Source organism: Candidatus Cardinium hertigii, from assembly GCF_050864855.1.
Taxonomy (GTDB): domain Bacteria; phylum Bacteroidota; class Bacteroidia; order Cytophagales; family Amoebophilaceae; genus Cardinium; species Cardinium hertigii_C.
Window position 1 is genome coordinate 1 of record NZ_JBOZWW010000051.1, and the last position, 21,222, is coordinate 21,222.

16 protein-coding genes are annotated in these 21,222 nt (G+C 35.8%); 9 read left to right on the plus strand and 7 right to left on the minus strand.

Translation table 11 applies throughout. The annotated features are described in order from the left end of the window. Nucleotides 1-575: 575 nt before the first annotated feature. Both ACRRVB_RS02490 and ACRRVB_RS02495 read right to left on the minus strand, forming a co-directional pair. Nucleotides 576-1,991 carry a sodium:solute symporter family protein gene (locus tag ACRRVB_RS02490; RefSeq protein ID WP_432466407.1) on the minus strand — a complete coding sequence of 472 codons (1,416 nt, stop codon included), beginning with the start codon at nt 1,989-1,991 and terminating at the stop codon, nt 576-578. 229 nt (nt 1,992-2,220) lie between these two features. Continuing rightward, the gene (locus tag ACRRVB_RS02495) at nt 2,221-4,179 is read right to left on the minus strand and encodes an HD domain-containing protein (RefSeq protein WP_432466408.1); all 1,959 of its coding nucleotides are present in this window, start codon (nt 4,177-4,179) and stop codon (nt 2,221-2,223) included. A gap of 501 nt (nt 4,180-4,680) precedes the next feature. Between ACRRVB_RS02495 and dapF the strand changes: the two genes are divergently transcribed. The 9 genes from dapF to ACRRVB_RS02540 all read left to right on the plus strand — a co-directional run bounded on the left by dapF (nt 4,681) and on the right by ACRRVB_RS02540 (nt 15,163). Next, nucleotides 4,681-5,499 carry a diaminopimelate epimerase gene (dapF, locus tag ACRRVB_RS02500; protein WP_432466409.1) on the plus strand — a complete coding sequence of 273 codons (819 nt, stop codon included), beginning with the start codon at nt 4,681-4,683 and terminating at the stop codon, nt 5,497-5,499. A 32-nt stretch (nt 5,500-5,531) separates the two neighbouring features. Beyond that, nucleotides 5,532-6,770, plus strand: a complete 1,239-nt coding sequence (locus tag ACRRVB_RS02505; protein ID WP_432466410.1) for a M16 family metallopeptidase — start codon at nt 5,532-5,534, stop codon at nt 6,768-6,770. Nucleotides 6,771-6,776: 6 nt separating this feature from the next. Beyond that, nucleotides 6,777-8,117 (plus strand): signal recognition particle protein, encoded by a 1,341-nt coding sequence (gene ffh / locus ACRRVB_RS02510; RefSeq protein WP_432466411.1) that lies wholly within the window; start codon nt 6,777-6,779, stop codon nt 8,115-8,117. Between the two features lie 139 nt (nt 8,118-8,256). Next, nucleotides 8,257-8,583 (plus strand): 30S ribosomal protein S15, encoded by a 327-nt coding sequence (rpsO, locus tag ACRRVB_RS02515; RefSeq protein WP_432466412.1) that lies wholly within the window; start codon nt 8,257-8,259, stop codon nt 8,581-8,583. A gap of 172 nt (nt 8,584-8,755) precedes the next feature. Further along, a complete protein-coding gene (pnp, locus tag ACRRVB_RS02520) occupies nt 8,756-10,909 on the plus strand; it encodes a polyribonucleotide nucleotidyltransferase (protein WP_432466413.1) in 2,154 nt (717 codons plus the stop codon). Nucleotides 10,910-10,954: 45 nt separating this feature from the next. After that, a complete protein-coding gene (locus ACRRVB_RS02525; RefSeq protein WP_432466414.1) occupies nt 10,955-11,818 on the plus strand; it encodes a sigma-70 family RNA polymerase sigma factor in 864 nt (287 codons plus the stop codon). 40 nt (nt 11,819-11,858) lie between these two features. After that, nucleotides 11,859-12,815 (plus strand): thioredoxin-disulfide reductase, encoded by a 957-nt coding sequence (gene trxB, locus ACRRVB_RS02530; RefSeq protein WP_432466415.1) that lies wholly within the window; start codon nt 11,859-11,861, stop codon nt 12,813-12,815. Between the two features lie 23 nt (nt 12,816-12,838). Next, a complete protein-coding gene (locus tag ACRRVB_RS02535) occupies nt 12,839-13,666 on the plus strand; it encodes a DMT family transporter (RefSeq protein WP_432466416.1) in 828 nt (275 codons plus the stop codon). Nucleotides 13,667-14,161: 495 nt separating this feature from the next. Continuing rightward, complete coding sequence (locus tag ACRRVB_RS02540; RefSeq protein ID WP_432466417.1) at nt 14,162-15,163, plus strand: hypothetical protein; 1,002 nt, start codon at nt 14,162-14,164, stop codon at nt 15,161-15,163. Here the strand turns inward: ACRRVB_RS02540 and rfbC are convergent. The 5 genes from rfbC to ACRRVB_RS02565 all read right to left on the minus strand — a co-directional run bounded on the left by rfbC (nt 15,160) and on the right by ACRRVB_RS02565 (nt 21,220). After that, nucleotides 15,160-15,711: a dTDP-4-dehydrorhamnose 3,5-epimerase gene (rfbC, locus tag ACRRVB_RS02545; protein WP_432466418.1), complete on the minus strand. Its 552-nt coding sequence runs from the start codon at nt 15,709-15,711 to the stop codon at nt 15,160-15,162. The two genes, ACRRVB_RS02540 and rfbC, sit on opposite strands and share 4 nt — an antisense overlap. Before the next feature lie 104 nt (nt 15,712-15,815). Then, nucleotides 15,816-16,700, minus strand: coding sequence for a hypothetical protein (locus tag ACRRVB_RS02550; RefSeq protein WP_432466419.1), 885 nt, complete (start codon nt 16,698-16,700; stop codon nt 15,816-15,818). Nucleotides 16,701-17,026: 326 nt separating this feature from the next. Beyond that, nucleotides 17,027-17,773 carry a hypothetical protein gene (locus ACRRVB_RS02555; protein WP_432466420.1) on the minus strand — a complete coding sequence of 249 codons (747 nt, stop codon included), beginning with the start codon at nt 17,771-17,773 and terminating at the stop codon, nt 17,027-17,029. A gap of 46 nt (nt 17,774-17,819) precedes the next feature. After that, nucleotides 17,820-18,533, minus strand: coding sequence for a hypothetical protein (locus ACRRVB_RS02560; RefSeq protein WP_432466421.1), 714 nt, complete (start codon nt 18,531-18,533; stop codon nt 17,820-17,822). 185 nt (nt 18,534-18,718) lie between these two features. Continuing rightward, complete coding sequence (locus ACRRVB_RS02565) at nt 18,719-21,220, minus strand: DNA gyrase/topoisomerase IV subunit A (protein WP_432466422.1); 2,502 nt, start codon at nt 21,218-21,220, stop codon at nt 18,719-18,721. Between the last annotated feature and the right edge of the window lie 2 nt (nt 21,221-21,222).

The following is a 21,222-nucleotide window of genomic DNA, read 5'->3' on the forward strand; positions in this document are numbered from 1 at the left end:
TAAAACCCATACGCAACATGTTATGGAATCTATAGCCTATAATTTATATAGAGCTCCAAATATCATTTTAAAGGGTTTTTAGGGGGATGGTATATCTAAAATATACAAATATTAACTTGAAAATCAATAAATAATGAAATTTATGCATCCTTAACCATAAAAACTACAAAAAATACAACTACAACCTTATCAAAAATTATAATAACTATCTATAACAACGGTCTCAAATCTTGATAAGTTCTCTCATAACGAACTATATGTCCTCCACATAACGCATTAGGGTTAATAACATGGCATGGGCCGTTGTTGACAAAAAAAACGGTACGCCTAATACTACAAGAAACTGTAGCAAAAAAGAAACTTATAAAAATATTTAATACCAGGGTATAATATTTGGGATACATTCTAATGCAGATAGTATAAACTTAGTTATAAGATATCAGAAACTTGAATAATATGTTATATTTTTCAGTTTTTATATTCAATTTTTTAGTTGGTTATGAAAATATTATATATAATTTTTTCTACCGTAGAAATTAGTTGATTTATTAATATTTATACAAATGATTTTTAATTTATAAATTTTTCTGCTTTTTTATGCTCATATAGTGCGTCACTAGCATAAATAAAGCATTGGCTAATATAGCAATAAAAGTACCACTCGTTGGGCCTACCATATGACTGACCCATTTTTGCCAAGCATATAGGGTACATATACCTGTAGCCATACCCATCAAAGCAATAGGAGCAGTAATACAGAAGCCTAAAACAGCTAAAATAAATGGAGCAATTACTACAACCGCATATATACAAGTAGTCGAAACAAGCAAACTAAGTAAATGAGCAAAAAAGTGCTCATAGAACGACAATAGCATAGCAAATATAGATACCACTACGATAGTGATGCGCGTCAATAAAATCTGTTTGCCACAAACCATTTTGGTATGAACTATACTACCAAATAGATCATAAATAATCAAAATAGCAGAAGTATGTAGCTTAGAGTCCGCTGTGGACATAGACATAGCCAACAAACAAATACAAATCAGTGCCCTAATATTGGGAGAGGTAGTAGCTAGAATATAGTCCCAAACCGATATACTAGGTAAATCTGACATCTTTATAAACACAAATAAACTTATTAATAATATGCAGGCCATAATAATATAGGAAACAAAAGCAGCATATCTAAATACGTTTTTGGCTTGGGAAGGGGTAGCAGACATATAAACCACTTGCACAATAGAAGGTTCTATATTAGCTATAACAGATAGATAGTAAAGAATAGGCAATAGTTTATTTTGAAATGGGAAAAAGATATTAGACATAGTTAAATCAAATTTTTTTTGGCCTTTCAAAAAAGTAATAATTTCAACAGTTGGTTGATTTAGATGCTTAAAGGTGAGCCACGTTAGTATAAGTATAATGCAAAAAAAAACTATAAACTGCCATACATCGGTAAAAGTAACTGCATGAATACCACCAAACATTGTATACAGACAAAGAATGGTAGTAGCAACTATGGTAACTATATATGAATTTGAAGGGATACATATGTTTATAGCCTGAGACATGACTTTAATTTGTATAGCAACAAAAGCAATCAAATAAGGAATGCTAAGTAAAGCAGTAATCATCCTTGGATATCTTCCATATATGCGCCCCATTGTTTCTGGCATAGACATATGATACATAAACTTACCCATATGCCCTGCTAACCAACTAATGGTCAATAAAACAAACCCATTTATAAAAAATTGCCAAACTATCCAGAAAAAGCTACTCGAAGAAAATGTAGTGACATTTCGGATGATAATCCCTCCCCCATAATAAGAAGCTAATAAGGTAATGACTAATGTAGTGGTAGAAAAAGCTCTTTTCCCTATAGCATACTCTCGAAAGGTCATACCTATTTTAACAGAAGATAGTCCTATGACTAAGGTAAGCAATAAAAATAATGCTATGAGCAGTAAAGGTGTTTCAAATGACATAAAAACGAAAAAAATTAAGTCATGCTGCATTCCAGAGGACTTTCTATAAGATTGTATAAATACTTAAATTCCACTATCAAATTTAATCATAAAATGTGCCATAGCCACATGTAGTGGACTGCAAAATCTGGAGGTTTATATGGACCATCCAAACAATGTAGGCTATGAAATGGAAATAAAATTTATAAAAAATTCTCTGAATTTTTTCAGTCCGCTATACTTACAAAATTTAAATCCTCAATGCCTGTTGAGCTGCCCTTTCCAACGCTTCTACTATGTCGTTATCTAGATATTTTTTAGCCAAGCAAATATCTACTGTAAGGGTCTCTTTCGCCATATTGAATACCTGAATTTTATGGGTATAACCATAGGCTTGTCGTAAATCATAAAGTCGCTCAGCTAATTTTATACAAAGTATAAAAAGCTGGTCTTGGTTAACTATTTTTTTACGTTGATTATCTATACAGAGTCCAGATGGCTCTAGGGCTTTTCGGTTCTCTATCGAAAGAATAGATTGGACAAAAGAAAAAATAGCTAGGCTATAATTAGCCTTAATATAAGAAATAGGCAGGTCGGTATAAACCACTAAATCATATAACAAAGCAGCATAGATTGGTTCAGGCGCATAATCTACCCAATCTGTTACCAAACGTGCAATGCCTACTGCACGGACATAGAACAGTTTTCCTGATGCATGTCTTCTAAAAGCATAACAACGCCTTAGGAGTAGCAATATTTCATCCATTGCACCTATACGGATATTACACATCTTGCAAGCATAGTCATTGAATTTCATTAATAGTTCCATGGAAGTATCTATTTCACTTTTATTTATATAACTATTAGAAGGAGCCAACTTGGTAACCATTTCATGCTGAACAACGCTTACATTACAAGGCAATACCAGTAGAATGGTTTTTTCTTTAGAAGGAGAAAATTGTAAATAACCATAATGGGCACGAATGTTCCGTTCTATTGGTTCTTTTTGTACATTTATTCGTTCTGAACTTTGCTGGTTAAGAGCTCCTATTAGTTCTATTCCTTCGGTGATATCCTCATAATAGCTTTTAATGGAAGGAAGTTTGGATAGAGGTGTATCGGCACTGTTCACTACTAAAGCTATAGCTGGAAAGACTATTTCTGGAGGCTTTTGTTTTTTAATACGGTTATATTTGTAGTATTTTAATCGAGTAGTATGTAGTTGAATACGTATAGATCGACTTTGTTCTAGGTGAATAATACGCAAAACAACAGCTACCAATAAATGGATTACTTGGTTGACATCACATACAATCTTAGCAGTCATGTCAACATCTCCTTGCACTATAATTAATTCTAGTGCAGATTCCACTGAACCATTTAACTTAGTTTCCAATTCCTGAATCAATTCGTTTAAGTCAATTTCAGTCGGTAACAATGGTAGATGAAACTTAGATTTAGTATGCTCTTTTAAGAAAATAGACCAAGCGACAAATTTATTTATAATAATATTCAAATCTTCCTTATACAGGGCGTCATCTTCTAAAAATAAAGGAGACTCCATCACGATTTCTACTATTTTATTTAAAAAATTGCTATCTCTTTTTGAATAAGGCGTTTTAGCACGCATGTGCAAATTATGGATCGTTTGTTTTAGCTTTAATTTGTAATTTTTCTCTCCTTCCAGCTTTTTTTTACTTTTTAAGTAGCGATTATGTGCGCTGTAATCAGCTATTTGGACTTTACAATAAATGATCATAGTAAAAACCAGTATGCTAAACCCGAATAGAACCACTATATCATCCGTTAACTCGATCAAATTGTCTACAAAATAGGATACATAAACAATGGCTGATAATGTAACCGCTAGAACAATCATTCCTAAAGGCAAAGGAAATACAAATAAAGCTACAGACAAATGTGCTAGAGATAGCTTTAATAGAAATAAATAATCAGTCACACGCCACCAATGCCAAAGTACATTTATGGGAAGACAAAACATTGCCCCCATCAGCCAAGATCTATTAGTTTGCCAAGATGGAACTCGGGTATGGGAAACAACCGAATAACCTATCAGCCAAATACCTGCTGCAACTTGCAGTATATACCAGTAAACAAGACATTGTCCTACGTAACTTAATACCGCAGTAGTAAGTATAACATAACAGCCAGTATAGCCTATAATAGTATTACATGGTTCTAGTTTCATCAGCTTCTTTTTCACATAAGAAGCATCCAGTAAGCAAAAAAGGCCGATTATAAATACGAGCAGCAAAACTTGAAATGGCAACATTAAAAAAATAATAAAAGTTACATGATACATCTATAAAACCCAATATTATAAATATTTTATATATACAATCAAAGCCAATAATACATTTATGTCTATGCATCTGGCCAATAGGAAGAAAATAATATATTATTTGATTGTCAGTAAAAATTTATTATGCTTGCTATGCAATAAAACTTTATAGTTACGATTCTCTCTGTATTTTTTACTTAAAAAACCAAATGGTTATCCATTTTACTATCTTTTCACATAGCATTTCCCTGAAACTTTTAAAGAATTATTTGTAGATTGCAATGTTTTTACTTCCTAGGTTCTATATCAAGCTATTCATCCTATAACAATAGGCACAAGAGTATAAAGCTATTTTTATACATTAGGAAGCGTTTTATATGCTAAGTTTTAATTTATTTTAATGGTTTTATGCAATTTAACTTTGCTAAGTACCAAGCTGCCGGAAATGATTTTATCATCATTGATAATTTTCAAGATCACTATTATACATATAATCCTCTTCTAACCAAGCAACTGTGCCATAGGCAATTTGGTATTGGTGCAGATGGTATTATTTCCATTGAAAAAAAAGCAGGTTATGATTTTGCCCTATTACACTACAATGCAGATGGCAGTCAGGGTGATGGGTTGTGTGGCAATGGCAGTCGGTCCGCGCTGCACTATGCACAAGTGTTAGGCATTATAGATCAAAAAGCCTATTTTACTGCTATAGATGGTGCACACATAGGTTATATACGTAATGAACTAGTTGACTTAACCTTACAAGATGTAACCTTAGTTCAACCACTAGGTAGCGGTTATTTCTTAAACAATGGAACCCGCCATTATGTAGAAATGGTCGATGTGATTGAGCGAATGGATATGGAAGCAGTTGGTTTTCCAAAACGCAATATGTATCCATTTGAAAAAGAGGGCGTTAATATCAATTTTGTCCAATTGCTTGAACCAGATGCGATACGAATTCGAACATGTGAATGTGGATTAGATTCAGAACCATTGTCATGTGGTACAGGAGCTGTTGCTAGTGCATTGGTTGCCAGTGCCTATTATGGCTTAAATAGCCCTGTAAAAGTAACCACTAAAGGTGGTAAACTGCAAGTAACTTTTAGACATCTACCAGATGGTCGTTTTATCGATATTCATTTGGTTGGACCTGTTTATCAATCTTTTTGTGGAACGGTTAATCCAGCTAACCTGCCACCTATTATTGGATGTAATCCACTATAGTTATTTCATGTTTATTTGATCCGATAAATAAAATGATTCATTTTCAAAAATTTACTTTATCCAATGGCTTGCAAGTTATTGTGCATGAAGATGCAACTACCCATATTGCAGTAATGAATCTCATGTATGATGTAGGATCTCGAGATGAACATCCTTTAAAAACAGGTTTTGCCCATTTATTTGAACATCTAATGTTCGGTGGATCTTCTAATATTCCTGCGTATGACACCCCGTTACAGCAAGTAGGCGGTGACAACAATGCATACACAACCACAGATGTAACCAATTATTATTGCGCACTACCTGCTGTTAACTTAGAAACAGCTTTTTGGCTTGAATCTGACCGAATGCTTGGACTTGCATTTAACGAAAAATCACTCGAGGTACAACGAAAAGTAGTAGTAGAAGAATTTAAAGAGCGTTATCTAAACCAACCCTATGGTGATGCATGGCACCATTTAACCAACATGGCCTATACAACACATCCCTACAGATGGCCTACTATTGGCCAATCATTGAGCCACATAGAGAATGCAACTATGGAGGACGTCAAAGCCTTTTCTTACAAATTTTATAGACCCAATAATGCTATTTTGGTAGTGGCAGGTAAAGTGACCCAACCACAAGTAGCAGCTTTATGCAAAAAATGGTTTGAACCCATTCCTGCTGGCCCTCCTTATCATAGATTGTTGCCTCAAGAACCAGATCAACTACAATCTAGACGAAAGGTAGTGCAGGGTGATGTTCCCTTCCCTGTTTTGTATAAAGCCTACCATATGCCAGCAAAAGGTATGGCTGGTTACTATGCAGCAATCGTATTATGCAACCTACTTAGTGAAGGAAAGTCTTCTTTGCTATATGCCAATCTAATAGAAAAAAAGCCCCTTTACACCAGAATAAATGCCTATACCACTGAATCATTAGACCCTGGTCTACTGGTCATTAGCGGAAGCTTGCTCCCAAAAGTTACATTTGAAGAAGCAGAAAATGCTTTAGTAGCCCTATTGAATCAAATCAAAGCCATTGCCCCTCTTGCATTAGAAAAAGCAAAAAATCAGATAGAGGCACAACTTGTTTTTGGTCAAGTAAATCTGGTAGATCGTGCACAAGAATTGGCCATAGCTACTTTACAAGGTGATACCAACCTAGTAAACAATCATATTGATTGTATTCAACAGGTTGACTTAGCAACGATTCAAGCAATTGCTGAAACGATTTTACAAGAGCACAATTGTACTACGCTCCATTACCAAACCATCACCCAATCTTAAAATAATATGTTTCAGAGTCTTAGTGCGAATCTAGAAAAGGCGATTAAGTCCTTAAAAGGACAAGGTCGTATTACAGAAATAAACATTGCTGCTACTATAAAAGAAATCCGTAGAAGTTTGGTTCAAGCGGATGTGCATTACAAAGTGGCCAAGCAAGTCACAGATGCTATTAAGCAAAAAGCAATTGGAACCAATGTGATTACATCTGTTTCGCCAGGACAGCTCTTTACAAAACTGGTCCAAGATGCTTTAACAGATTTAATGGGAGGCATCCATACTGAAGTTCGCCTCACTGGCCATCCAGCTGTTATACTTGTAGCCGGACTGCAAGGAGCCGGCAAAACAACTTTGGTAGGGAAGTTGGGATATTTCTACCAAAAAAAAAATAAAAACCCCCTCTTAGTAGCTTGCGATCTCTATAGACCGGCAGCAGTTGACCAACTAAAAACATTAGGCGCACAACTTAATATAAGCGTTTATACAGAACCATTAGAACAAAAACCCTATACTGTTGCCCAAAATGCTATTCAAGAAGCCAAAAGTAAAGCATTTGATCTGGTTATTGTAGATACCGCAGGTCGTTTGACTACTGATGAAGCAATGATGCAAGAAATTTGTATGCTTAAAGAACTTTTAAGCCCTTCTGAAACACTTTTTGTAGTAGACGCTATGGCCGGTCAAGACGCTGTTACCACTGCACAAGCTTTTAATGAAAAGCTTAATTTTGATGGAGTAGTACTTACCAAATTAGATGGAGATGCCCGTGGAGGTGCTGCACTATCTATTCGTAGTGTAGTAGATAAACCCATTAAGTTTATCAGTACAGGTGAAAAAATGCAAGATTTAGATCTTTTTCATCCAGATCGTATGGCCAGTCGTATTCTGGGCATGGGTGATGTGATCTCCTTTGTAGAACGTGCAGAAGCCGTCTATAATGAAACACAACAGCGTAATTTGCAGCAAAAGATAAAAAGCAATCAATTTAATTTAGAAGATTTAGATAAACAAATTCAAAAAATTGAAAAAATAGGAAGTCTCAAAGAAATGGTTGCCATGTTACCTGGTCTAGGAAAAGCGGTATCAGCTCTACCTTTAGAGGATGATCTATTTAAAAATTGCAAGGTAATTATAGCCTCTATGACTGTTCAAGAAAGAAGAAATCCCCACATTATTGATCAAAGTCGTCGTGAACGTATTGCACATGGTAGCGGAAAAACAATCCAAGAGGTCAATCAATTACTCAAACAGTTTGATATGATCTGTAAAATGATGAAAAAAGTACATAAAAAAGGATCCAATGTATTGGGTAGTTTGCCATCCTTGTTTAAAAAACAAGGCGCATCATAAAGCTTATGTTTTTATCCTTTTTTTCAAGGAACCGGTCTATACAGTACTGGATAGACACCCAGTTTAAATTTGCCAATGAACGACTTTATAACTAAATTTACTTTAGTTAGGGTGAGTTTAAATTTATTGCAATAACATTATGAAGTTGACCAACCAAAATAAAGAAAACAAAGAAGATATTTTGAAGACTTTTACCTTCAACAACTCAGGCAAAGGCGATCTTTTTAGAACTTTTGGATTTAAAAAATCTGAACAAGACAGTGGTTCTTCAGAATCACAGATTGCACTATTTACCTATAGAATTAAACACTTAACAGATCATCTAAGTGTTAAAAAGAAAGATCATGCTGCAAAGTTAGGTCTTTTGAAGTTAGTAGGTAAGCGAAAAAGATTATTAGCTTATCTTAAGAAAGAAGACCTAAGTCGCTATAGAGCTATTATTAACAGTCTTGGCTTAAGAAAATAGTTGTTTTTTAACTATTTTCAAATATAGTTAGACTATAGTGTTTGTTTAGTTTTAAAACTTCTCCTATTTACATTTTGATTCATAAGATTCTGTAGGAAAAGCTTTGTGGTATATTTTTCCTGCGTTCTAATCCACTTAATGCCGTTGTATATCATCACTCCATTATACCTATATGCTCAGAAAATTAATTTCAAAAACAATCAAGTTGCCAGATAATCGGGTGATTACTATAGAAACAGGTAAATTAGCCATGCAATCCAACGGTTCTGTTGTGATCCGAATGGGTAATGCGCTGATTTTAGCTACTGTGGTAGCTAAAGCAGCTGCAGAAGAAGAAGCCTATAATTTTTTACCCCTTTCTGTAGATTACCAAGAGAAATTTGCTGCTTCTGGTAAAATACCTGGAGGTTTTTTAAAACGGGAAGGTAGGCTAGGAGATCATGAAGTTTTAATTGCTAGGTTGGTCGATCGTGCCATTCGTCCTCTTTTTCCAAAAAAAATTAACAGTGAAATTCAGGTAAATATATCGTTAATATCTGCTGATGAAACTATTTTACCAGATGCACTTGCTGCTTTAGCAGCTTCTTCTGCTTTATCTGTTTCGTCTATTCCATTCAATGGGCCTATTTCAGAGGTACGTGTGGCCCGTATAGATGGTATTTTTTTAATCAATCCACCGCCTAGTTTACTTGAAAAAGCGGATATGAACCTTATGGTAGCCGCTACTGATGATAGTATACTTATGGTAGAGGGAGCAATGGATGAAGTGCAAGAAGCAGATATGATAGCGGCTATGCGTTTCGCCCATGATGCCATTAAGCTACACTGTCAAGTGCAGCGGGAGCTTATGGCAGCTGTTGGTATCGAAAAAAAAACAGATACGGGCAACGATCTACCTACTACCCTCGTCTGCGGACCTGCTTTACATGAAGCCATTTATGCCGATATGTATGCTGTTGCCAAGCAACATATCCCTTCCAAAACTTTGCGTAAAGAAGCTTTTATGGCGGTAATGGATCGTTACAGTTCGGAACTGGTACAGGACCAAAATGGTCAGCAAATATCTGTTGCCCAGCAAAAAGACTTTCTACTTGAACTCCAAAATCAGGCCATTCGAGCACTTATTTTAAATGAAAGCATACGTTTAGATGGTCGCCAGTTAGATCAAATTAGATCGATTGAATCTGAAATAGATTATTTACCATCTGCACATGGTTCTGCCCTCTTTACAAGAGGTGAGACACAATCCCTGACTACCGTTACCCTTGGCAGTAAGTTCGATGAGCAAATCATTGACAGAGCTATGGAAGATGGCTATAATCGTTTTATGCTTCATTATAATTTTCCTGGTTTCTCTACTGGAGAAGTTAAGCCGAATAGGGGGCCTTCTCGTCGTGAAATAGGTCATGGGAATCTGGCCATGCGTGCATTAAAAGCTGTGTTACCACCTGATAAAGAAAACTTGTATACCATACGTGTGGTATCAGATATTCTTGAATCCAATGGCTCTTCTTCTATGGCCACTGTTTGTGCCGGATCATTGGCCCTAATGGATGCAGGCATTCCTATTAAAGCCCCTGTTTCAGGGATTGCTATGGGAATGATTACAGATCCTGCTACAGGACGTTTTGCTGTTTTGTCTGATATTCTAGGGGATGAAGATAGTGTTGGTGATATGGATTTTAAGGTAGCGGGTACCCAACAAGGGATTACAGCATGCCAAATGGATATAAAAGTGGCTGGTATTTCATATGAAATGTTAGAAAAAGCACTTTATCAAGCCAAAGAAGGTAGGTTGTATATCCTACAAGAAATGGGAAAAACCATAGCCATGGCTCGTCCAAATAGCAAACCGCATGCGCCTAAAATTGTTACTATAGAAGTTGAAAAAGAGATGATTGGTGCCATCATTGGACCAGGAGGCAAGGTTATACAAGAAATCCAGAAAGAGACCTACGCCAATATAGATATTGTTGAAAAAGGCTATAAAGGCATTGTTACTATATTTGCTGCGAATCAAGAAATGTTGCAAAAAGCGGTTGGTAAAATACATACCATTACCGCTAAGCCTTCTATTGGTGAAATATACCTGGGTAAGGTTAAATCCGTGCTAAACTACGGTGCATTTGTAGAATTTATGCCTGGGAAAGATGGGTTTTTACATGTTTCAGAAGTTCGCTTGGAACGCATTGAAAATTTAGAAAAAGTATTGGAAATCGGAGAAGAGTTACAGGTAAAACTTATTGGTGTAGATCCTAAAACAGGAAAATATAGATTGTCACGTAAAGTATTGCTTTCTCCTGATGCGGTAGCAGCTGGTGGGTAGTAGACGCCATTAATATAATTTTACATGTATTTAATTTAGTAAACTATGAGACAACTAAAGATAAGTAAGCAAATTACAAATCGTGAAAGCCAGTCCTTAGATAAATACCTCCAGGAAATTGGCAGGGTTCCATTGCTTAGTGCTGATGAAGAGGTTGAGCTTTCCAAGAAAATTAGAATGGGAGATAGAGCTGCTTTTGAAAGACTGACTAAGGCCAATCTTCGGTTTGTAGTTTCTGTGGCTAAGCAGTATCAAAATCAAGGATTATCTTTGAGTGATTTGATTAATGAAGGTAACCTTGGTTTAATTAAATCTGCTCAGCGTTTTGACGAAAAGAGAGGATTTAAGTTTATCTCTTATGCCGTTTGGTGGATTAGGCAATCTATCTTGCAAGCCCTAGCTGAACAGGCTAGAATTGTACGTTTGCCATTGAATCGGATTAGTTCACTTAGTAAAATTTCTAGAACTTTTTCTCGTTTGGAGCAAAAGTATGAAAGAGAACCAACGGTTGAAGAATTGGCTGAATTTTTAGAGATTGATCCAGAAGAAGTCCGTGGTGCTTTAAAAGTTGCAGGACGGCATATTTCTGTAGATGCCCCCTTTCTACAGGGTGAAGAAAATAGCTTACTAGATGTATTGGAAAGCGATGTAGAAAAAAAGCCAGATAGTGAATTAATCAATGATTCTTTGTGTAAAGAAATCCAACGTTCATTGGCTGTACTTACCCCTAGAGAACGTGATGTACTCTGCTATTATTTTGGTCTGAACAATACAGAAATACTTACCTTAGAAGAAATAGGCGCCCGTTTTGGCCTAACCCGAGAGCGTGTACGTCAAGTAAAAGAAAAAGGTATTAAAAAGCTAAAGGCTGCCGTTACTAGCGAAACACTGAAGTGCTATCTAGGATAATAGCGTAAATATCCTTTAATCTATACCATATATACAACAAATGCATATCTCTCCTATACAACTCGTTATTATTGGAGGCGGTCCAGCTGGTTATACAGCTGCCATCTATGCTGCTAGAGCGGGCCTACATCCGGTTCTATATCAAGGCCCCAATCCAGGTGGTCAATTAACGATCACAGGAGAGGTAGAAAATTATCCTGGCTATAGAAATGGTATAACCGGCCCTGCTATGATGGAAGATTTTCAAGCCCAAGCAGAACGATTTGGCACTATAGTTAAAACGGGTACCATTACCAACGTAGATTTTGCCACTTATCCACGCCGTTTAACACTAGATAGCGGTACAAGTGTGGTAGCCCAATCTGTTATTATTGCTGCAGGTGCATCTGCAAAATGGCTCGGTTTACCTGCAGAAAAGAGGCTATATGGCAAAGGTGTTTCTGCCTGTGCTGTTTGTGATGGTTTCTTTTTTAGAGGTAAAACAGTTGTAGTAGTCGGTGGAGGAGATACTGCTGCAGAAGAATCCCTTTATTTAGCCAACCTTTGCCAAAAAGTACATTTATTAGTGCGTAAAGACCAAATGCGTGCTAGTAAAATTATGCAGGAACGTCTTTTTAAAAGATCCAATATTCAAGTTTCATTTCATACAGAAGTTAAAGATATAATAGGCCAAGAATCTATAGAAGCCGTAGAAACTGTCCATACCCTATCTAGGACCATTACCCTTATAGAGGCTACTGGTTTATTTGTTGCGATAGGCCATCAACCCAATACTTCGCCCTTTCTACCTTATATAGAGGTAGATCAACAAGGTTACATTCAAACCAAACCAGGTACTACGCAAACCAACATTCCTGGCGTTTTTGCGGCTGGAGATATTCAAGACCCTTATTATAGACAAGCTGTCACAGCTGCTGGAACCGGTTGTATGGCTGCACTAGACGCCGAACGTTTTCTAAAGGAAACAAGTAAAGATTTTTTAAAAAAGATCCATTAATGTTCCTTTCAAAAAACACTTACTTGCAATCATTATTTTGGTTGTTGCTTAGTATATTCGCAAGTTGTTTGAATGATTTGGTAACCAAATTACTTATTACAGAGTTGCCTTCTTGTCAAGTTTGCTTCTTTCGTTTTATATTGGGTAGCTTGGTACTAGTACCTATTATGTACTATAAAGGGAAGTATGCTTTTAAGACCCAACGTCTATTCCTACATATTTTGCGTGGTCTATTTTTATCCATTGGAATGGGGCTATATGCCTATAGTCTAACCAAAATTACCATAAGCAGTGCAACGGTAATAGGATTTACCAATCCTATTTTTGTCCTTATCTTAGCAAGAATTTTTCTTAAAGAAGTGGTGGCTTGGCCCATATGGATGGCTACCTTATGCACATGTGTAGGGATGGCCTTAATATTGCGCCCTACTACCTATAGTAGTGCTGCTTTGTCGTGCATCCTCGCAACTGTTGTTTTTGCGTCATTAGACATTATAAATAAAAAATATGTTGCATATGAGCCTATCCTTTCCATGCTTTTTTTCTCTAATTTGGTAGCCTCTTGTTGCATGTTACCAGTAGCTTGTTACTATTGGAAAGTACCTACGTTATTTGAACTATCTTTTTTAGGTATACTGGGCATTGGCAGCAATCTAATTCTTTATTTTTTGTTAAAAGCTTTTCAGCAATCAAAAGTAGCTTCCTTAGCACCTATGAAGTATACAGAATGGGTCCTTTCTATCTTATTGGGTTATCTTTTTTTTCAAGAGTGGCCCACCTTAACTGCTTTCTTAGGAGCAGCTATTATTATTTCTTCTACTTGCTTTATCTTATACTACCAAAATCGTTAATCAATCGTCCCTAGTCCCCCCAAAAAATAAGATTTATAATATTATTTTGTATTGATAATTAAATGTTATAATTATTTATCTAACCCATTTGATCATCTACTTTATGCGATAAAAAAACCGTATCTCCAAAGTCCATAATTATTATCTTTTACATAGCATATTTTTGGGATTTTTTTTATATTAATTCTGTTGGCTATTTTATTATAGCCACTATGTTACATGACATAACACAAACAGAAGATATAGTTTTGAAACAATTATAAGCATCCCCAAAAGGTTGTGAAAATTTTCAAATATTTTCTAGGGGTTTATCAATTTATCTGTCTTATGTGGCAAAATTCTATTTTTTAGACGTTGCTATTGTAAACAATAAATAACTTAATTCAGCATCAAGGTGCATAATTTTATTAAAAAGTAATACAATAGCACTGAAAACAAAGATAAAAATAAGTACATATTGTTTATTTTTTACCATTACCTTACAAAGTTATGATCATGCAGACCATTTTATTACAAAGGGTTATCATATCCTGTTTATCTGTTATGTTTTATATAACAGCTATAGCCGCTGGATGTAAACGACACCCCTCTAATCTAACAAATATCAATATAGTAACAGAACCTAAAGTGATACCTACTGAAAGAGTAACAACAGGTAAAACGCCTTCTAATGCGCTTCCATCTGTTAAAAGTGTTTCAGATTCAGTTAGCCAAGAGGAAGAGGAAGAGGAAGAGGAAGAGAATATAGAAGAGTTAGTAGAAGCAGAACAAGTGCTAGAAGCGGAAAGAAATCTTTTAGAACAAGAAGTAAACGAAGAAAAGCAAAGTCCAAGCGCTCCTAGTCCATGGTGCTATGAGCCAATTTCTTCATCTAAGGATCAGGTTTTTACTTCTGAGTATAGCCAACAGGCTTCTTCATATAACTTTTGCCCAACTACTTTTGCTTTTGATCCGTCCCCTCCTTCATACGAGAGTCATCGGTTTGACCATCGCTCAACTTTTTATACTTCATCTAATGCTAATATAGATTTTAAATCTATATGTAATCCAAATGATTTAAAAGATGCATTAAAGCATCGAACACACAAGCTTCAGCACGTCACATTTTATTTAGCAAAACTTAGGAAGTTAAAACCAAAAAAAATATTTTTGTTGAAAATAAATCTAAAAGACTTAGATTACCTTGAAAAAAAGTTAAAAAAATCAGAAGATCAAAAAAACATTCTAGAGCAAACAAAAAATGCAATATATTTAGATGAAACCTTTATTGGTGGTAAAGAGATGCCAATAGAAATTATTTCTATAAGCATTGCAATACTAGAATATGAAATAAAATATTTGAAAAAAGTCATTCAAAAAAGGCAAAAAAAGAAAAAAAAGAAAGAATTCGATCATACAAATGACCCAAATCTATCTCAAGGTTCATGTACTAATGTTAGTAAGCTATATCCGGATTTACCCTCAGATCTCAATCTTCTATCTGCGTCAGCGGGCTAAAAAGTATAGAGTGCTTCTTGGAATAGTGGTAAAGTGCCATCTTTTGCTGAAATAATTTCTGGTTTTCCATAATCTTCCCAAGGAATATTTAATGTAGGATCTTTAAAATGAATGCCTTTTTCTGCCTTTGGACAATAATAGCTGTTGCATTTATAAGCTACTATAGCCTTATTGCTTAAGGCCATAAAGCCATGCGCAAAACCTACCGGTACAAAAAGCTGATGGTTGTTTTCTGAAGAAAGTAAAAAGCCTTGCCATTTGCCAAAAGTGCCCATTTCCTTACGCAGATCTACTACTACATCCCATATAATACCTTCTACCACCCGCACCAATTTGGCTTGTCCATAAGGCGCCAATTGATAATGGAGGCCGCGAACCGTTCCTTTTTTAGATAAAGATTGATTCTCTTGTACAAAAGAAGCCTCTAAGCCTATGGTTTTGTATTTTTCTTGATGGTACGATTCAAAAAAATAGCCCCTTTCATCGTAAAATACATCAGGTTTAAATAATAAAAGACCTGAAAGGTATGGTGCTTCTAATTGCATCATCTATTTATTGGTATAAGTAGACTATAAATATATATATGATTTTCAGATCTATTATTTATATAAATAAACAAATACAAAAAGTTTATATAAAAAATTATAATCCATTACTTTATAAAGTCGTAACCTAACACCAATCCCAAGCCATTGATGCCTATTACCAATCCAGACCTTCCTCTAAATTCAAGCCCAAAATTCCAGACTAAATCCCAGTGGAATTGCTGATTACTAAGCAATTGGGGGCGTGTGTTATTGGGATCAATTTTAAGAATAGCAGAACGTAGTTTTGATAACCCATGCTGAGCTATCCCAGGAATAGCATCGAACATAAGCTCCCCTTCATTAGCTAAATCTCTATATTCTATTAAACTGTCATACAATATATCCTTGATTACAGAAGTGTCAACATGAACAGGACAATATTGTTTTTTCTCTATACCAGGAAGCAAACATATCAAACGAGGTCCTCCATAGCATATCCATCTGCGACTTTTTTCTGGATACAATCGCAAAAATAAAGGTATACTTATTGCGTGAAATTGTATATTGCCCAAAGCAACGTGCATTGTATAGCCTTGATATGGATGGGATAAAGCCTTAGATAATATGTTGATAAAACGGCGCCCAAAAGAGAATAAATCTGGATCTGATAGCTTTTTACGATCGAGTGAAAAATCTACTGTATAAAAAGAATTATGGCTATACAACAACCCTATTTGAAGACCTATTCCATTGAAGGGATGCCATTCCACAACAGGACCAATGGCTATTTCCCTTCCAACTGCCCAATGTTGTTGAATATTTTTTTTAGTATACTTTCCCCACCCTATTATACCAATATGTACAATAGATGATTCGTTTTTATCGAAAAAATCATTTTTCTGGCCTAGATTTGCATGAGAGGTTGTGGCAAAAGTTAGATGATGGCTTAGGAAGCCTATCCACCACGCAATAAAAAGCCCAAAGATTTCTACTTTTTTTGCCTTGTTCATTCGATATATATGCTTTCTATTCCTATTGAAACTTATTTATATCTAGTGAATTATGTCTCGATTAAATATATCTAATTATTCAATTCAAGAAAGACTCTAGGTCAAAAAATTCTCTAAATTACCTAGTAGAGAGAACTAGAAAATTTGCACTAAAAAGATAGGTCAAAGGGCCGTGTAAAGATTTTTACCATCATCCTCCCAACTACTACACTGAAGTCATTGTATGGGATAGTAGCCTTGTTCATATGGCCCATTGAGTCTCCTTTTAAAAAGTACTCAATGGGCATTTTTATTTATTTATGTATTTAAAAGTGATACTACCTCCTCTAGTGAGCTAATAATTTGCTGCCATCAAAACCCAACATAAGTCCTAGTCCATTCATTCCTATTATAAATCCCGACTTTGTATTGTAGGCAAATCCCCAATCCCAAGTAAGGTGCCAGCCAATTGTAACGTCATTAGATATTTGCTCTGAGTTAAACTTTTCGAATATTTTTTCGAATCTAGCTTTTAAATCCGATTTAGTATCAGGGATGGGAAAACTATCATAATAAGTTTGCTTACCCTTAAAAGGGATCATCAGACGAGGTCCTATATGTAATACAAATTGTCGGTCACTTCCTGGATAAAACCGAATAGACAAAGGAATACTAATTGCATGGAATTTAACGATATCACAATCGATGTTGGTCGAGGGGGGAGCGTTTTTTCTTGGCGTAGTCTTACCAGACCAACCGTCTACTAAATTTCCCCCCGACATACCTATTGTGCCCAAATGATTATAAACATACATTAGCCCCGCTTGAAGGCCTATTCCATTCAATGGCTTCCATTCTAGAAAGGGACCTATTGCGAGTTCATGACCAAGAGCAAGACGATGTTGAATCTCTTTTATAGGAGATTTGTTCCATAATTTTGCACCAAAATGTAGGGGAAATGCTTCATTTACATCGAAAAATCCACCTTGCTCTCTTTCATTAGCTTGGGGGGTAGCAGCAAAAGTAGGGCCATAACTCACTAAATATGCCGATAAGGCGACCAGTTTTACAATCTTTTGTATTGTCTTTTTCATTGTATCGTTATTTACAGTTACCTTATATATTATAATATGTAATCAATTATGGCTGTACAAGCAGTTTGCTAAAATCATAGCCTAGTTGAAATCCTAAACCATTCATGCCCATTATTAATCCTGATGTTGAAGTATAATCAAACCCAAAATCTAAAGTAAGATGATTTTCGATGTTCTGCTTATATTGAGGAGCTTTATTTCCAAGCAAAAATGCGAAAATAGGACGATCACCTTTTTCAAATTCGTATGATTTTGTCTTACCGATAGGGATTACATAACGGACCCCTGCATGTAATGCAAACCCTTCTTTTGAATCTCCTGGATAAAACCTAACAGACAATGGAATGCTGAGTGCATGAAATTTCCATCCCTCTGACTTAAAAGACATCATGTTTTTATCAGTAGAAAACAAGCATGGTAGCATGAGTATACCCTTATTACATACAAACAAACGGTTGTGACTATACAATACACCAATTTGGATGCCAATACCATTTAATGGCTTCCATTCTATAAAAGGCCCCAATCCACCTTCTAGACCAAAAGCCTGCAACTTAGGATCACTCGTCTGAATATGTTTAACAGGAGACTTTATAAAAGACTTTACACCAAAATGTAGCGGAGATTCTTTATTTACATCGAAAAATCCACCTTGCTCTGTTTCATTAGCTTGAAGGGGGGCAGCAAATACAGGGTCATGAGCGACCAAATATACCGATAATGCAACCAACTTTGTAAGTTTTTGTATCGTCTTTTTCATTGTATCGTTATTTAAAATTTAAAACTACTCCAATGTATATGTTAAAAACAAGCAAATGAAATCCTTTAAATAGCCTCCAAAAATATTTCTCATAAAATTGGTACTACATTACTAGACCATTATACCGCTATCTACATCTATATTGGGACAATATAAATTTACTGCATCTTAATGAAAATTAAAAACTATTCATGCCATACATCTACTTGTGTAATCGTGTATTTAGAGAGCAATATTCCTTTTGCTTTTGGGCTTTTAACGGCAACTTTTTCCAAATCGTAGATGATTGAACGCTTTTCATGACCAGTAGGGTCTATACAATAATGCAATTTCAATTTAGGTGCTACAGCAGCAGTAACCTGCTTTAAAATGCAAATATTTGATTCTGAAATAAATATATTATATTTTTTATCTAAAACAGGCCTATCTATTACAAACCGTTTCACAAAATAATTCTTCTGTACGGTATTGTAATAGACCACTGATAGCAAATGGCCATCCCTTAATGGCTCTATAAGGAGCACTTGATCAGGAGCTAGTTGAAAAGAAATTGGATAAGCAGTAATCATATAGTCACCTGATTTAAATACCAAAAGTATTTTATCGGTTGGTCCCAATATACCCAGTAATTTTCCGTTTCCATTAGGCGCTATTTGCCCTGTAGCACCATCGTACCAAAGTGCTACATTTGCCAATGTAGAGCGGATTTGTTTTTTGCGTTGTACCTTATAAATGGTATGTTTGGTTAAGATATTGCCTTTTGACGTACGTCCCTTTATCGCTAAATCGGAAAAATTAAATTCAAATTTCTTTTTAGTGGTTCTACTTATAGGAGAAAGGATAATGGTAACAGTCTCTGCTGTTCCATTGGGATGATCACTTAAATAGACTACTCTAGAACCGGCTGTGCCTAAAGTGACATCATAGGTTTTGTCACGTGTAATAGCCAATACTTGAAACCGTTTTGCAAAGGCAATACCCGTTGCACCATCTACATAAATTACATTGTAACAACGTTTTGTATCTTTTTTCTCATAAATGGATACATGTATAATATCTTTTCCTATAAATAACTTATCTGTTACCTTAGTGATGACATATTGGCCATTTTTACATATTACAATCACATCATCTATATCAGAACAGACTTCCACAAATTCTTCTCCTTTAAGGGCATAGCCTATAAAACCTTCTTTGCGGTTTACGTACAGTTTGTAATCCTTGACTGCTACCTCATGGGGCTCAATAGGGTCAAAGCTGGTTAAAATGGTTTTTCGCGCTCGGCCTTTTCCATATTTTTGAAGCAAGTGGCTATACCAGGCTATGGTGTAATCCTTTAGGTTTTGTAAATGAACCATGGTAGTAGCCAACTGGCTTTGAAGTTGGGTTAAGGTTTCCTGTGCACGAAAGCCATCGTATTGTGAGATGCGTTTGATTTTAATCTCTGTTAAACGGACCAAATCTTTTTCTACAATGGGCCGATGCAAATCATAAGGTGTAAGCTGGTCTCCTATAGTGGTAAGTATTTCCTCCCAGGTTGTACATCCCTCTATCTTTCTATAGATGCGGTTTTCTATAAAAATTTTTTCTAAACTGGAAAAAAACAATTTTTCTCTTAATGATTCCTCTTCTAAAAGTAATTCTTGTTCCAACAAATTGGTTGTACGGGCTACTGTATAAGCCAAAAGATCAGTCACTGTTATAAAAACAGGCTTTTCGTCTTGAATCACACAAGCATTAGGCGCATAACTTATCTCACAATCTGTAAAAAGATAGAGTGCATCTATAACCGTTTCTACCTGTTGACCAGGTAACAAGTGAATCAGAATTTCAATATGTTCTGCAGTGTTATCCACCACATTTTTAATTTTTATTTTACCTTTTTCATGTGCTTTTAAAATGGAGTCAATGACACTAGTCGTGGTAGTACCGTAAGCGATTTGGCTGATGACCAATGTTTGCTGATCTCGGACTACGATAGTGGCACGTACCCGAACTTTCCCTCCTTTTTTACCCCCATTGTAATGGGTACAATCTGCCAACCCACCTGTTGGAAAATCTGGAAATAAGCAAATGGGTTTACCTTGAAGCAGATTTATAGAAGCTTCTATCAGCTCTATAAAATTATGCGGTAAAATTTTAGTAGCCAAGCCTACTGCAATGCCCTCTACACCTTGAGCAAGCAATAAAGGAAATTTAACGGGTAAAGTACGGGGCTCTTTTTTTCTACCATCGTAAGCGAGCTGCCACATTGTAATCTCTGGACTATACAAAATGTCCTTGCCGAATGGCGCAAGACGCGCTTCTATATAGCGGGCAGCTGCAGCACTATCTCCTGTTCGAGGGTCACCCCAATTCCCTTGTGTATCTATCAATAATTCTTTTTGACCTATTGCTATAATGGATTCTGTAATAGAAGCATCACCATGGGGATGGTATTGCATGGTTTGTCCTACAATATTGGCTACTTTATTGTAACGACCATCATCAATGAGCTGCATGGCATGGAGAATCCTACGCTGTACAGGCTTAAGACCATCTTCTATGGCGGGCACCGCACGTTCCAAAATCACATAAGAAGCATAGTCTAAAAACCACTGCTCATACATTTGCTCCATAGACCCAGGTACCATTGCTTTGTGCGTTCTATCATTGGAGCCATTTGATAGATCACCTATTTGGTTCATAA